11 protein-coding genes and 1 tRNA gene are annotated in these 13,434 nt (G+C 46.4%); 4 read left to right on the top strand and 8 right to left on the bottom strand.

The window, feature by feature from the left end; translation table 11 throughout:
* Nucleotides 1-8: 8 nt before the first annotated feature.
* Nucleotides 9-998: a metal-dependent hydrolase gene (locus tag CWS43_RS12510; protein ID WP_101077257.1), complete on the top strand. Its 990-nt coding sequence runs from the start codon at nt 9-11 to the stop codon at nt 996-998.
* 53 nt (nt 999-1,051) lie between these two features.
* Here the strand turns inward: CWS43_RS12510 and cycA are convergent, their stop codons facing one another.
* On the bottom strand, nt 1,052-2,452 hold the full coding sequence (gene cycA / locus CWS43_RS12505; protein WP_101077256.1) for a D-serine/D-alanine/glycine transporter: 1,401 nt from the start codon (nt 2,450-2,452) through the stop codon (nt 1,052-1,054).
* A 370-nt stretch (nt 2,453-2,822) separates the two neighbouring features.
* On the opposite strand from cycA, the gene CWS43_RS12500 reads away from it, so the two are divergent.
* Nucleotides 2,823-2,898 (top strand) — tRNA-Lys (locus tag CWS43_RS12500).
* A 216-nt stretch (nt 2,899-3,114) separates the two neighbouring features.
* On the opposite strand, the gene CWS43_RS12495 is transcribed toward CWS43_RS12500, so the two are convergent.
* From CWS43_RS12495 to CWS43_RS12485, 3 genes are read right to left on the bottom strand one after another with little or no spacing between them, the layout of a single operon-like run.
* The gene (locus CWS43_RS12495; RefSeq protein ID WP_101077255.1) at nt 3,115-5,208 is read right to left on the bottom strand and encodes a glycosyltransferase family 39 protein; all 2,094 of its coding nucleotides are present in this window, start codon (nt 5,206-5,208) and stop codon (nt 3,115-3,117) included.
* 45 nt (nt 5,209-5,253) lie between these two features.
* A complete protein-coding gene (locus CWS43_RS12490) occupies nt 5,254-5,592 on the bottom strand; it encodes a 4-amino-4-deoxy-L-arabinose-phospho-UDP flippase (RefSeq protein WP_101077254.1) in 339 nt (112 codons plus the stop codon).
* Nucleotides 5,592-6,542 carry a glycosyltransferase family 2 protein gene (locus CWS43_RS12485; RefSeq protein WP_198555825.1) on the bottom strand — a complete coding sequence of 317 codons (951 nt, stop codon included), beginning with the start codon at nt 6,540-6,542 and terminating at the stop codon, nt 5,592-5,594. Before CWS43_RS12485 ends, CWS43_RS12490 begins: the two co-directional genes overlap by 1 nt.
* A gap of 813 nt (nt 6,543-7,355) precedes the next feature.
* On the opposite strand from CWS43_RS12485, the gene CWS43_RS12480 reads away from it, so the two are divergent.
* The gene (locus CWS43_RS12480; protein ID WP_101077253.1) at nt 7,356-7,772 is read left to right on the top strand and encodes a hypothetical protein; all 417 of its coding nucleotides are present in this window, start codon (nt 7,356-7,358) and stop codon (nt 7,770-7,772) included.
* A 57-nt stretch (nt 7,773-7,829) separates the two neighbouring features.
* Here the strand turns inward: CWS43_RS12480 and CWS43_RS12475 are convergent, their stop codons facing one another.
* Complete coding sequence (locus CWS43_RS12475; protein ID WP_101077252.1) at nt 7,830-9,596, bottom strand: EAL domain-containing protein; 1,767 nt, start codon at nt 9,594-9,596, stop codon at nt 7,830-7,832.
* A 193-nt stretch (nt 9,597-9,789) separates the two neighbouring features.
* On the opposite strand from CWS43_RS12475, the gene leuA reads away from it, so the two are divergent.
* The gene (gene leuA, locus CWS43_RS12470; protein ID WP_101077251.1) at nt 9,790-11,460 is read left to right on the top strand and encodes a 2-isopropylmalate synthase; all 1,671 of its coding nucleotides are present in this window, start codon (nt 9,790-9,792) and stop codon (nt 11,458-11,460) included.
* Here leuA and CWS43_RS12465 read toward each other — a convergent pair.
* The 3 genes from CWS43_RS12465 to CWS43_RS12460 form a co-directional block, all read right to left on the bottom strand.
* Nucleotides 11,447-12,205: a helix-turn-helix transcriptional regulator gene (locus CWS43_RS12465; protein ID WP_101077250.1), complete on the bottom strand. Its 759-nt coding sequence runs from the start codon at nt 12,203-12,205 to the stop codon at nt 11,447-11,449. The genes leuA and CWS43_RS12465 overlap by 14 nt on opposite strands.
* A 3-nt stretch (nt 12,206-12,208) precedes the next feature.
* Nucleotides 12,209-12,382: a hypothetical protein gene (locus tag CWS43_RS27395; RefSeq protein ID WP_198555824.1), complete on the bottom strand. Its 174-nt coding sequence runs from the start codon at nt 12,380-12,382 to the stop codon at nt 12,209-12,211.
* A 105-nt stretch (nt 12,383-12,487) separates the two neighbouring features.
* On the bottom strand, nt 12,488-12,712 hold the full coding sequence (locus tag CWS43_RS12460) for a DUF2594 family protein (RefSeq protein ID WP_015697982.1): 225 nt from the start codon (nt 12,710-12,712) through the stop codon (nt 12,488-12,490).
* Nucleotides 12,713-13,434: the final 722 nt, after the last annotated feature.

Raw genomic sequence — 13,434 nt, 5'->3', positions numbered from 1 at the left:
AGGTCAGGATGGATTCGGTTTCACAATTAGTCTTGGGCGCTGCCGTCGGTATCGCGGTGATGGGCAAGCGGACGCCAGTGTGGAAATCTGCGCTGGCGGGCGCGGTCTGCGGAACGTTGCCGGATCTGGATGTTTTTTACGATCACGGCGACGCTATCAGCAATATGACGCAGCACCGCACGGAGACTCACGCGTTGTTGTATCTCACGCTGGTTTCGCCGCTGCTCGCCTGGATAATGGCGAAAATTTTCAGCGCCAGGCAACACTTCAGACGCTGGTGCGGCACGGTCTGGCTGGCGCTGATCACGCATCCGCTGCTGGACTTAATGACGGTTTACGGCACACAGCTGGGCATCCCTTTTACGCACTATCCGTTTGCAGTCGGCAGCATTTTTATCGTCGATCCGTTGTATACCTTGCCGCTGATCATCGGCGTCGGGCTGGCGCTGTACCGTGAGCAACAGCGCGGGATTGTGTGGAATAACGTGCTGCTCGGCGTGAGCTGTTTGTATCTGGTCTGCACGGTTATCGAGCAGCATCAGGTGACGGTGCACGTCAGCGAAGAATTGCAGCGGCAGAACATCGAAAGCACGCAGGTTCTGGTAACGCCGACGCCACTCAACTCACTGGTGTGGCGCGTGGTGGTGATGAATAAAGACAGCTACGGCGAGGGTTTTACATCGCTGCTGCACCCGGATTCCCCGATACGTTTCCGCTTTTATCCGCGCGGAGAAGCGCTCTACGAAGCGCATAAAGACAATGCGTTTCTCGCCCGCGTCGCGTGGTTCAGCCACGGATTTTTCAGTGTGAAAGAGCAGGGCGGGCACATTCTGGTCAGCGATTTACGTATGGGCCAGGAACCGGATTATACCTTTGTGTTTGATCTCGGTGAGATGAAAGCCGGAGAACCCCCGGAGCTGCCGGTCAAAGTGGCCTCGGCCAGACCGTCTGCGCTGAAGATGTGGCGACAGTTCAGACAGGCGCTGGATGTGGAGTAAATCACCCAAGAAAAAGGAGCCGTAAAGGCTCCTTTCTGCTGTTACCGGCTCGGTTAAGCGCGGCGGCTTCTGCTTCGCAGCCAGTAGCCAATGCCGAGGATCACGAACCAGAGCGGCGTCACCATCAGCGCCTGACGGGTGTCGTCCTGCAAAGTGAGCAGCACCAGCACGAAGGCGAAGAACGCCATGCATACCCAGCACATGATTTTGCCGAGCGGCATTTTGTAGATGGACGCTTCGTGCAGTTGCGGGCGTTTACGACGGTAGACCAGATAAGAGCAGAGGATGATGGTCCAGACGAACATAAACAGAATCGCAGAAACGGTGGTGACCAGCGTGAAGACCGTCACCACGTTCGGGATCAGGTAAATCAGCACCACACCGCCAAGCAGGCAGATGCAGGAGAAGGTCAGCCCGTTAGACGGCACGGCGCGGGAAGAGAGTTTGCCGAACGCTTTCGGCGCATTGCCTTCCTGAGCCAGACCAAACAGCATACGGCTGGTGGAGAACACGCCGCTGTTGGCGGAAGAAGCGGCAGAGGTCAGCACGACAAAGTTGATGATGCTCGCCGCAGCCGGCAAACCGGCCAGAACGAACAATTCAACAAACGGGCTTTTATCCGCAACAACGTGGCTCCACGGTGTGACCGACATAATCATGATCAGCGAGAAAACGTAGAACATGATGATGCGCAGCGGGATTGCATTGATGGCGCGTGGCAGCGATTTTTGCGGATCTTTAGTTTCGGCAGCGGTTGTGCCCACCAGCTCAATCCCGACAAATGCGAAAACCGCAATCTGGAAACCGGCGAAGAAGCCGCTGACGCCTTTCGGGAAGAACCCGCCATCGTTCCACAGGTTACTGAAAGAAGCGACGGTACCGGTGGGGGTCTGGAAATGCGTCAGAACCATCACCAGCCCGGCAATAATCAGCCCGACAATGGCGACGATTTTGATCATCGCGAACCAGAATTCCATCTCACCGAACATTTTGACGGTCGCAAGGTTCAGGCTGAGGAGGACCAGAACGCAGAGCAGCGAGGCGATCCATTGTGAAAGACCGGGGAACCAGAACTGTGCGTAGGCGGTGATGGCCACGACGTCTGCAATGCCGGTAACGACCCAGCAGAACCAGTAGGTCCAGCCGGTGAAATATCCGGCCCACGGACCGAGCAGGTCGGCGGCGAAATCGCTGAAGGATTTGTATTCAAGATTGGAAAGGAGCAGTTCGCCCATCGCACGCATCACGAAAAACAGCATAAAGCCGATGATCATATATACGAAGATGATTGAAGGACCGGCGAGACTGATGGTTTTTCCGGAGCCCATAAACAGGCCGGTACCGATGGCGCCGCCGATAGCAATCAGCTGAATATGGCGGTTAGAGAGGTTTCGCCGCAAGCCTTCTGCGTTCTCTTCCTCTGACTGAGTGAGGATTTTTGACTCTTCTTGCATGTTGTATTGATTCCTGTTTTTGCTTTTGCGTATGAACTCCGCCATATCGCATTCATTTACTTCAATAATTTGAGCTCTCTGTGGCTCTTTTATCGCCACAACTGGAACGGCAATTGGTGCGAACGGTGTAATAGTAATGTTAAGTACGCATTTATTATAACTGGCATGAAAAATGCCAAAGAGAAAAATGTATCGTATTTTTTACATCATGGATAACTGAGTGTTAATTAGCCAAATATCTTCAGAGAGGAGGGGAATAATACCGTTTTTCGTTGTGATGAGCTTCACAATTATTTATGAGAAAGACTGCAAAAAAATTATGGATAAGCGTTTGACATCATCCTGAGAGAAGAGAATAATCCGTGCCGTTGGGTCGTTAGCTCAGTCGGTAGAGCAGTTGACTCTTAATCAATTGGTCGGCGGTTCGAACCCGCCACGACCCACCAACAAAACAAATCAGTACGCCTTATAGTTCTCTTTATTTCCTTGAATTATTCTGACCTTCTCCCTGTAACGCGACCAAACCAACGAGTTTATGAGTAATTAACTCACGAAAGATCTGTTTATTTCTATAAACAGATAGCAAGAAGCCCCGCATTTGGGACTTCTCTAAGGAATAAAAAATAATTTTGTACCCTAATTCTCCTGGGGAAAGCTAATGGCTATTGCATAGGTACTATCTTCATCTGGACTAAACCAATACCTAAATTCCTCTCATCTCCGTTCAGACCTTTAGTAAATATTTTAGGTGAGGAAGGTAAAGGAACAATGATCTGCAATGAATTAGTTCTTGTTTCATTATCGAATGCTATTATTTTTTCCTCATCATTTTCACCTAGTTTAAATTCTTCCGACGTTCCACCAACAATCGCAATGAATTCCTTCCCTATATTAGGTCCGAAAGCATGTGCAGTAAGACGAAGTTTAAATTTAAGTGGAAGGGGGGTGGAAAACTCAAATCTCACAACATTTCCCACGGACCACGTACCCCATCCCTCCGTTGAAGATAAGCCATAAGCCTTGGAGATTACGCCCGGCCAAGTATTTTTCGAAAAATCTATTGGAGGTACAGCCTTAACCAATGTGAAACCATTCATTGATATTTGGGTACTCGATTCTTCGAATTTTGGATAATCTCCAATCACCAAAGCCCATTCTTTCTTCGCAGGTAGCTTCGATAGATCATAATTAGGAACATCCGACGTTGCTATCATCGTCGATTTTGAATCATCCATCGATATTTTTGAGTTATCAATATGGAACAATACACGAAAGAGGCCTGCAGAATCCTGGCCGATTATAGCAACTTTAGAAACAATATCTTCATCAGACATACCCATATTCTTGAAGTATTGCTTTGCAAATAGTCCCGCATTGTCATATACAGTTGGGTTAATACGACCTCTGACATCGTAATTTACAAAAAAAGTTGAAACCAATATTGAAAGAGGCAAAAATAAATACAGGAAAAATCTCGCGCCTATATTAATGGAATATATCCATAACATAAGGGAAATCATAGAGATAAAACTTAGTACATAAAAAGCATTCGTGCTAAAAACAAATCCTCTAATCTCTGGGCTATCAATGAAGTTTGGGGCGTAGGGGGCTAGTTTTGTAAAAAAACCATAAAGTAACGCTACAAGAATGGGAAGCCCGATTATAGCTCGCCATTTTTTAGAGGTAAGGTTCACATGTGAATTTAATTGTGAAGCAACTACTAGAATAAAAAGCGGGAAAGCAAAATTGTAATAGCGCATGTGTAGTCTGGATATTGTTTCATACGGGCCTGAACCAGAGACAGATGCGGTAAAAAGAGTCACTACAACCAAAAGAGAGGCTATAACCAAAGAGGTGTAAAGCGAAATTTTTATTTCATTTCGTTGATTTTCATCATGTCTAAAAAAATGTTGGGAAATAAAAATCAAATGACATATTGGGACTGAGAATAAAAGTAATAATGAAAGTAAGTGACCTTGCAGGTTACTCAAAGCTACTTGTATGAGTTTAATGTAATGACCCGAATCAACCGCTCCTGAAGCCATTGATGTATATGTAGAACCAAAAACGGTTATGCCAGATTTACCCGCTAAGATATAGCCAATTATTATTTTTGTTGCTATGATAGCTGTTAATAACCCTAGGTAATTAATATAACTTGATGTTTCCTTGCCCTGCCATTTATCTTGAATGTGAATTATCAAAAAATAAACAACGAGTGCTGGAGCCAAGAGTAATGCGTGAGGTTTAATTAATGCGCTGAGACCAAAAACGAACCCTATAAAAAGCCAGTGTGACAAGCTGCTTTCTTTTTCTATATTTAATATTAAGTAGGTTAATACCCAAAAGGATAAATAGTACAATGACTCCGGCATGAAATATGCTGTATATGTATTTATTGGGGATAACATAGATAGAAAGGCTATTAGACATGATGTCTTATGCCCCGTGAACTTTCTTCCAATAAGGTAGATGAACGGTGAGGCTAACACAAAAAAAAGCACGTTTAGTAATCGAGCACACTCCAAAAATCCAGCCCCACAAAGATCTGTGACACTATATATAGACAAAAAGAGATAGTTTGGGAGTGTAGAATCCCCTAAAGGAAGAAGTCTTGAATACTTACTATAAGTATATTCGTCAGCAAAAACAGTTGGATATAACCCCATATTTTTTGCAATTAAAAAAATAACTGACAATAATATTATTAAAATAAAAAAATTGTTTGTATTTATTTTAGATGAAATGTATTTCATTATTAAACCTTTGTGTAAATTTAGTCAGCTAATTACAAAGCTTCCCTATGATCTGACTGCTAATATAATACCTGTAATAATAAGAGCAACACCTATGAAATATTGCTGATTAAATTTCTCACCAAGGATAAAGTAGCTTCCTATTGGAACTAAAACAAATGCAAAAGCCATTAATGGGTATGCTTTCCCAAGATCTATTTTTTGAAGAACCCATATCCAAGCCAGTGTCGTAAAACCATAAAGTGCAAAAGCACTGGCCATCATAATTAGTGTAGTTTGCGCGAAGACACTACCAGTCTTATGCAACTCTATAGCGCTTAGTTTAAATAATATTTGCCCGACAGCTATACCAAGGACACATATAAATGCAACAATATAAAACATTATTTATACCTATTATGAAATGTTCTTCTTGGGACGTTGCTAATGTCATGACCTATGAAGGCTAAGATTAGTTGCAATCCGAGAATAATGGGTAACCCTGAAAGCATTACAGTACCAGGCGTTGCTGGCGTGCCTGAATGAACAGCATTTGCCCAGTTTAGTGCTCCAGTTACAAAACCAAATATTAAAAATAAAATGCCAATGGGTAACTCGAAAGAAGCTAGTGACATGTCACGAAGATAGTAATTATAAAATATGCGTTTGAATAAGTTTCGAGAGTGTTTAAAAATAAAATCGCCAATAATTGATTTTATTTTCAAATTACTTTCTTCATCATCATATTTTGCATCCATTGGAATGTCGACGACTACAGCTTTAAGTGTGTTAAGTCTAAAAAGAATATCGGATTCAAAAAAATATCTTTTAGAAATTTTCTTCATAGGTAAATGTCGGATTACATCAGCGTGAATAGCAGTGTAGCCATTTGTCGGATCGAAAAGATCCCAATACCCAGATGATAATTTAGTCATAAAGGAGAGAACAGCATTCCCAAACAACCTAATTTTAGGCATTACGTTGATATTATCAAGGTTAAAAAATCGATTGCCCTTAGTGTAATCAGCATCGCCAGCAAGAATTGGTGCCACAAATGTCTTGATTAAAGATGGGTCCATTTGATCGTCACCATCAATTTTGACAATGATATCGACTCCATCTTCTAGGGCAGCGGAATACCCAGTCATTACCGCCCCACCAACTCCCTGATTAATATCGTGTTTGATAACGATCACTCGCTCATCGCTGCAGTTCTCTTTAACAAAATCGCCGCTTCCATCAGGGCAGCAGTCATCGATCACATAGATTCTGTTAACCTCAGGGCCTATTTTTCCTATAACATTTAATATGTGCTTTTTGACTTTGTATGAAGGTATAACAACAGCTATGTTCATTGCATTATGTTCCATATTATCCAACGCACCCATAAATTACAGCCGATGGTAGAAGATTATACTGCCAAGCAAGCCAAAATTTGATTCGAGATAGTGTTCTAATCAGTAGTAATGATAAATGATTTTGCTTAACCAGTTAAGGGCTAATATCAAATCATATAGTCGGGATATCGTTCATTTTCTGCTCTATTCCTATAACCAGTTGCGTAAATCTCCAATACGGATGTGAGATGCTTGTCGCAAGTAACTTTAAATTTATGTGAAATCGTTTTGCAAAACTCACATTGCCCTAAGTAAGTTAACGATTTACAAACTCAAATTTTTACTCACTCAATACTTAAATTTAATTTTTTTGACTAAAAATCAATATGTTGAATCACGCTGCCTTTTGCGGTTGTTCAGCATTTTGTTATCTTTGGCCTCTTGTTTATAAGAACATCAAAGTAGCGTATATAAACTGATTCAGGCTGACTGAGAAATATAGATTTGGGACGATGAAAACACAAGGAAAGCTTTGATAGCGCACTCATATACGAATCACCTCGTGAAAATTGCTGCAGAGGACCCGACCATGCAGCTAACGAACGAAAGTTTTGAAGAATTAACAAAAGAATTAGTTATGGCACTAAAAGTTTCCCACAAATGAATATTTTTTCTGCAATCAGAGCCAGGTTGTACTGAAATACTCGATCTTATGCTGCACATGGCCATTTTTATCCGTTCAGCTCCAGAAGAACATTACTTCCGCCGGTTTTTTTGTTGCCCACGGCGCACACGCTGCTATCATTCGTGCATAAACTCAGGGAGATAACGATGAAAAAAACACTGGTGGCCTTGGCTGCTTTACTTTTAGCCGGGTGTGCGAGTAATCCTTATGAACCGACGCTCCAGGTTAAATCCTCTTTTGCTAACGCAAGTGCCGTTGCGCCAGCGGGGCAGACGCATATCCGGGTGCATCGCTTAGAACAGTCATCGATCGTGCCGTTTGAAAAAACCTGCCCGCTGATGGTGTTTTTAGACGGACAGACGGTAGCTTCTCTGCATTTTAACCAGTATGTCGATCTGAATGTACCAAACGGTATGCGTACGATTGAAGTCCGTATTGCCTGTGCACTGACGAAAACGACGGGGTCGATCACGGTGGATGCTAACGGCAAGAATATCAGCCTGGTTACGGACCGCAGCTTCTTCGGAACGTATAACATCCGGCCGGAAGGCAGCAGCAAATAACAAACAAAAAACCCGCAAAGATGCGGGTTTTTTATGCCACCAGAAAAAACGCTGTTATCAGGTATAGGGTTTTGACCATTCCAGAATCTGATCGTGATGTAGCGGGCGTGAGAAGTAAAACCCCTGTACGGAATCACACTGCAGTTCTTCAAGGCACATTAAAGTGTCATTGTCCTCGACGCCTTCGGCGACGACCTGGTAACTCAGCGCGTGCGCCATTTCTATCATCGATTTCACGATCACTTTGCTCTTGCTGTCGTTGCTAATCCCCTGAATAAGAGACTGATCCAGTTTTAGTGTATCTGCCGGTATTTTTTGCAAATAATTCAGGTTGCTGTAGCCCGAGCCAAAATCATCCAGCGCAATGCTGATCCCCATCTGGCGTAAAGCATCCAGCGAAGCCACGGCGTGCGGATTATTGGCCAGCGTCTGCGTCTCGAGGCATTCTATTTCCAGCATCGATGGCGACACCTGGTGCAGGATAAGCGCAGTATGGATACGATGAACCAGATCTTGTTCCACCAGGTTATTGGCGGTCAGGTTGATAGACACCTGGATCTGTGCGCCGCGCTTTTGCCATTCCGCTATTTGCATGACGGCCTGCGTGATCACCCAGTTGGTCAGCGGAGTGATCAACGGCGTTTTTTCGGCCAGAGGGATAAATTCAGACGGTGAAATGACGCCGAGCGTCGGGTGCTGCCAGCGGATCAACGCTTCCACACCCTGGAACTTTTTATCTGCCAGACGAATTTTAGGCTGATAGACCAGATGGAAATCTTCACACGAGGCAACCGTCGCCATGAGGTCGTTGAGCAGGTTGAAAGCCCGCACTTGTATCACATCAGATTCCTGCTGGTACGGCATGATAAGGCGGTTGTTGCTGATGGCTTCATGCAGCGAAGACATCCCCTGGCGCATAATGTTTTCTGCGCAAGCCGATGTAGAAGAGAACACGGTGTAACCGGCATGCAACCGCACATTGATCGGGATATCGCTGGTGATGCTTTGCTGGATTTTCGTCGCCGCATTTTCTAACTGAGTGAAAATCTCTTCCTGTTCATTAAGGCACTTGATCAGCGCAAACCGGCCAAGCATCAGGCTGTAAACTTTGTCATTCTCGTTCAGTTCGCTACGCAGGAATGAACCGATATCCTTGAGAATGTTTTCGACTTTCGGAATACCAATCGCCCGGCCAATGTCATAGGCATAGAGGGTGTCGAGTGTATCAATCAGGATAAGAATATAAGCCGTGTTGCCCGGCGCTTTTATCAAATGCGCGATATCTTCCATCAGACGCTGGCGGTTAGGCAACCGCGTGACAATATCTGTAAAGCTCATGCTGCTACGTGATTCAATGATATCAATGACAATTGCCGCAAGGTCGGACAACATTTCGATTTCCTGAGCGGAGAAATCGCGCGGATATTTATCCGCCAGACACAGGCTGCCGATTGCGAAACCATCACGGGTGATAAGCGGTGCGCCAGCATAGAAACGCATCCCTTCTTCTGCCGTCACCAGCGGATTCTCGTTGAAGCGGGGATCCAGAGTGGCGTCGTTAACCACCATGACGGAGGATGAGCGGATAGTGTAATCGCAAAAAGCGATATCGCGGGCGGTATAGCGCAGTGCTGTGTTGGTTTTAGATTTAAACCACTGTCGGTGCTGGTCAACCAGAGTAATGATGCAAATAGGAATATCAAAAATTTGCTGCGTGAGGCGTGTAACCAGATCAAGCACTTCGTCCGGATTGCTGTCCGCAATCTTGAGTTTTTGCAGCGCCGCAAGCCGTTTATTTTCGTTTGGATTCAGAACCCTTTTCATTCTGTACGACCTCTGATCGCCGAACTGGACGCGTTTAGTTATGCACTATAGCGTGACTCTGATTCATTTATCATTTTCTTTTTGTCCGTTTTGCGAGGGTGGCTGTCAGTTAGACGGGCGCAGGAAGTTATCGTTTGCGTACTATAAGTTTAATTAAGCATGACTGCTGCCTCTGACACGCAAGGAGAATTGAATGTTAAACGACCCGTCGCAAAAATATCGCCCCTTTCCGCAGGTGAACTTACCCGATCGCCAGTGGCCGGGCAACGTGCTCAATACCGCGCCACAATGGTGCTCAAGCGATTTGCGTGACGGCAATCAGGCGCTCGCTGAGCCGATGGATAATGCCCGCAAACGCCAGTTTTTTGATTTGCTGGTGCGGTGTGGTTTTAAACAGATTGAGGTCGCGTTCCCCTCGGCTTCACAAACCGATTTTGATTTTGTGCGCGGGCTGATTGAAGACAAGCTGATCCCCGACGATGTGGTGATTCAGGTTCTGACGCCGTCACGACCTGATCTGATTGCCCGCACTTTTGAAGCGCTGGAGGATGTGCCGCGCGCTATCGTGCACTTATATAACGCTACCGCACCGGTGTTTCGTGAGGTGGTCTTTAATCAGGATCAGGCGGCGACGCGAGAGCTGGCTGTCCGTGGTGCTCAGCAGATCCGGCAGTTATGCGAACAGTACTCTCAGACCGAATGGACGTTTGAGTATTCTCCGGAAACCTTTTGCTTCACCGAACTGGAATTTTCTCTTGAGGTTTGTGAGGCGGTTGCCAATATCTGGCAACCCGGGGCAGAACGGCCGATGATCATCAACTTACCGGCGACGGTGGAAGTCAGTACTCCGAATATTTATGCCGATCAGATTGAATGGTTCTGCCGTCATTTCAGCCGTCGTCAGCAGGTTTCGATCAGCGTGCATCCACACAATGATCGCGGAACGGGGGTGGCATGTGCTGAACTGGCGATGCTGGCCGGTGCAGACCGTGTGGAAGGCTGCCTGTTTGGCAACGGTGAGCGAACGGGTAACGTCGATATCGTGACGCTGGCACTGAATCTCTATACGCAGGGGGTTTCACCTGAACTGGATTTCAGCAATTTGCAGGCGATCGTTGAGGCTGTGGAGGAATGTAACCAGTTACCTGTGCATCCGCGTCATCCGTATGCGGGTGAACTGGTCTTTACGGCGTTTTCAGGTTCCCATCAGGATGCCATTAAGAAAGGGTTCGCCGCGCAGAAAACCACAGACAACGGCATCTGGCGTGTGCCTTATTTGCCGTTGGATCCCGCCGATGTAGGTTGCAGCTACGAAGCCGTAATTCGTGTTAACAGCCAGTCGGGAAAAAGCGGCGCTGCATGGCTGCTGGAACAAAATCATGGATTAAAATTGCCGCGTGGTTTGCAGATCGATTTCAGCAAAGCGGTTCAGCGGGAAACCGATACCCACGGTAAGGAAATGAGTACCAGTGATATCTGGCGGCTGTTCCGCCAGCGTTACGGACTGACGGATCAGCCGCAGGTGAAATTGCTGGGTTACGAGATTCGCAGCGATGAACAGAACGTTTGTCACTTCAGCGCGCGTATTCGCTATCGCAACGAAGAGCAGCAAATCGCAGGCAGTGGCAATGGTTTGTTATCCGGGGCGGCAGATGCGTTGCGCCGCCATTATGATGTGCAACTGGAAATCGGTGATTATCACGAACATACGCTGGGGCATCAGAGCCACAGCCGCGCCGTGGCTTACCTGAGTTGTCAGAAACGGTCTGGTGAAATTTGCTACGGCGTAGGTATTGACAGCGATGTGTCCGGCGCGTCGCTGCAGGCGTTGTTTAATGCCGCCAGCGCTATTATGGCTGACTAAAATATTCACTTGGCGATACGCCCAGCGTCCGCCGGAACATTGCACTGAAGGCACTCGGGCTCTCATAGCCGAGTGCCAGCGCCACATCGATCACTGAAACACCCGCGGCCAGCTGATTTAGCGCTTCGAGTAATTTTGCCTGCCGCACCCAGTCGCTGAAACGTAGTCCTGTTTCGCGCTGAAAACGACGGGACAGCGTGCGGCTGCTGATATCGAGCCGCTGTGCGACGTCTTCCAGCTCCCACGATGCGCAGAGATCAGCACGGATTTGTTGGCTGAGCGCCAGCAATTCCGGCTCTTTGGGTTCCGGCAGATAGAGGGGCAATGTCGGCAAAAGCCGTAACTCGTCGAGCAGCAATTCCATAATTCGCTCGTCACGTCCGCCGGGCAGGTAATCTGCCGGAATAGTCAGCGACGTCAGAATCAGCTCGCGCAGCAGCGGAGAAATCTGAACAACCTGACATTGTGCCGGTAAATCGGCTCTGGCCAGCGGCTCGACAAATAAGGTGCGCGCTTTGACGCCCCCAATAAAACGCAGGCTGTGTTCGACATGCGCGGGCAACCACACGCCGCGCCCGGGAGGAACCATCCAGGTGCCGAGTGAGGTCCGTACTTCAACAATGCCGGATAACGTATGAATCAGCTGTGAGCAGTTATGGCTGTGAGCCGGTTCGCTGTCACCATGTTGATAATCGATAGCCAGAGGCGCAATTGTCTGATGCGGGGCAAGGAAGTTGTGATGCATTGATTAATGATGTTTTTGTTTTTTGGCGTCTTCAACAGCCTGTTTCGCGTCTTCTGCCGCTTTTTCAATTTCTTCTTTCGTGAGTTGCTCTGCAACTTCGAGCAGTTCTCCCAGCCCGTCGCTGACATGAACCTCATCGGCTTTGCTTTTGTTTTCTTTATTCTTTTCGTCGCTCATGCTTATCTCCTCATAGAGTGAAGTCCGTGCATGATTATAGCAGAAATAGCGGGGATAACCTGGGGGAGGAACAGAGTCCGTCGTGCGACAGACTCCGCAAAAGCTTTACTGACGGTAGGCGAACTTGATTTGTTGCAGGGAGTTTTTGAAAACTTCTGCCTGCTGTTCGTCTTCCATCTGAGCGACAAAACGCTCCATGTTTAGCATGACTTTGCCTGCATCGGCCTGGCCGATAGCCTTAAGGATCAGGGTCAACGTGGCTTTAAGGCAGGCAACTTCTGTTGCCAGTGTTTCAACGTTTGCTTCAGTTGTAAAATCGCAATTACTCATTATTGATATCTCCTCAGGCAGGCTGCCGGGCAGCACTCCAAATTCTGGATGGTATAAAACAAGGTGGGGCAAAAAGTGAACTCACCCGCAAGCCGGGGTGGAAAGTGGCAGCATTTTAGCATAGTTGGCACGTTTTAGTGCAACCTCCCCCTATCAGCCGCAAAAGATTGAAGCGGATTAATCTTATAGCCTGAACGACAGGGCGGTAAAGAATACTAAACTTAATTACCGGTTGAAAACCTTTCATCTTTATATGCAGAGATATTCATATAAACCATCAGCAATTCGTGCCATTGCAAATAATAATCGGGTATATCATAGATATATGGAGAGCAGGGGGTGATGCTTAAATAGCCAGCCCGGCTAAAAGAGAGTTTCGGGGTGTGGAAATGCGTGTGGTTATTTTTTTACTGAGTAAAGCGCCCGCCAGGATTTGTCGCTTGTATGTTGATTAGAAAAGCATTTTTTATAAATTATTAATACAGGTGATGGCACTTCTCATTTACATTCAGCAAAGTTGTTTTTTGAAGACATTCCTTGGTCAGAAAGGCGAAATAGAGTAAAATACGCGGGCTATAATAAATAACTGTGTCTTTCTGATTTAAAAACACTGCCGGTAAGCGGTAGTGGGGGCAAGTTTGTTGATGCTGGCCTCTTATTGCCACCTTCTCTTCATTTATAAGCTGCCCGGGAACACAATATTAATGTTCTGTGTAAGGCAG

The sequence above is a fragment of the Rahnella sp. AA genome, from assembly GCF_002834385.1.
Classification (GTDB): domain Bacteria; phylum Pseudomonadota; class Gammaproteobacteria; order Enterobacterales; family Enterobacteriaceae; genus Rahnella.
Note: the sequence above shows the minus strand (reverse complement) of the source record. Positions and strands in the feature narration are given on the sequence as shown.

Coding starts and splice junctions, on each gene's coding strand:
- CWS43_RS12510 (WP_101077257.1), top strand. CDS start 9: ATGGATTCGGTTTCACAATTAGTCTTGGGCGCTGCCGTCGGTATCGCG.
- leuA (WP_101077251.1), top strand. CDS start 9,790: ATGTTAAACGACCCGTCGCAAAAATATCGCCCCTTTCCGCAGGTGAAC.
- CWS43_RS12465 (WP_101077250.1), bottom strand. CDS start 12,205: ATGCATCACAACTTCCTTGCCCCGCATCAGACAATTGCGCCTCTGGCT.
- CWS43_RS12460 (WP_015697982.1), bottom strand. CDS start 12,712: ATGAGTAATTGCGATTTTACAACTGAAGCAAACGTTGAAACACTGGCA.
- CWS43_RS12480 (WP_101077253.1), top strand. CDS start 7,356: ATGAAAAAAACACTGGTGGCCTTGGCTGCTTTACTTTTAGCCGGGTGT.
- CWS43_RS12475 (WP_101077252.1), bottom strand. CDS start 9,596: ATGAAAAGGGTTCTGAATCCAAACGAAAATAAACGGCTTGCGGCGCTG.
- CWS43_RS12490 (WP_101077254.1), bottom strand. CDS start 5,592: ATGTTTTATATTGTTGCATTTATATGTGTCCTTGGTATAGCTGTCGGG.
- CWS43_RS27395 (WP_198555824.1), bottom strand. CDS start 12,382: ATGAGCGACGAAAAGAATAAAGAAAACAAAAGCAAAGCCGATGAGGTT.
- CWS43_RS12495 (WP_101077255.1), bottom strand. CDS start 5,208: ATGAAATACATTTCATCTAAAATAAATACAAACAATTTTTTTATTTTA.
- CWS43_RS12485 (WP_198555825.1), bottom strand. CDS start 6,542: ATGAACATAGCTGTTGTTATACCTTCATACAAAGTCAAAAAGCACATA.
- cycA (WP_101077256.1), bottom strand. CDS start 2,452: ATGCAAGAAGAGTCAAAAATCCTCACTCAGTCAGAGGAAGAGAACGCA.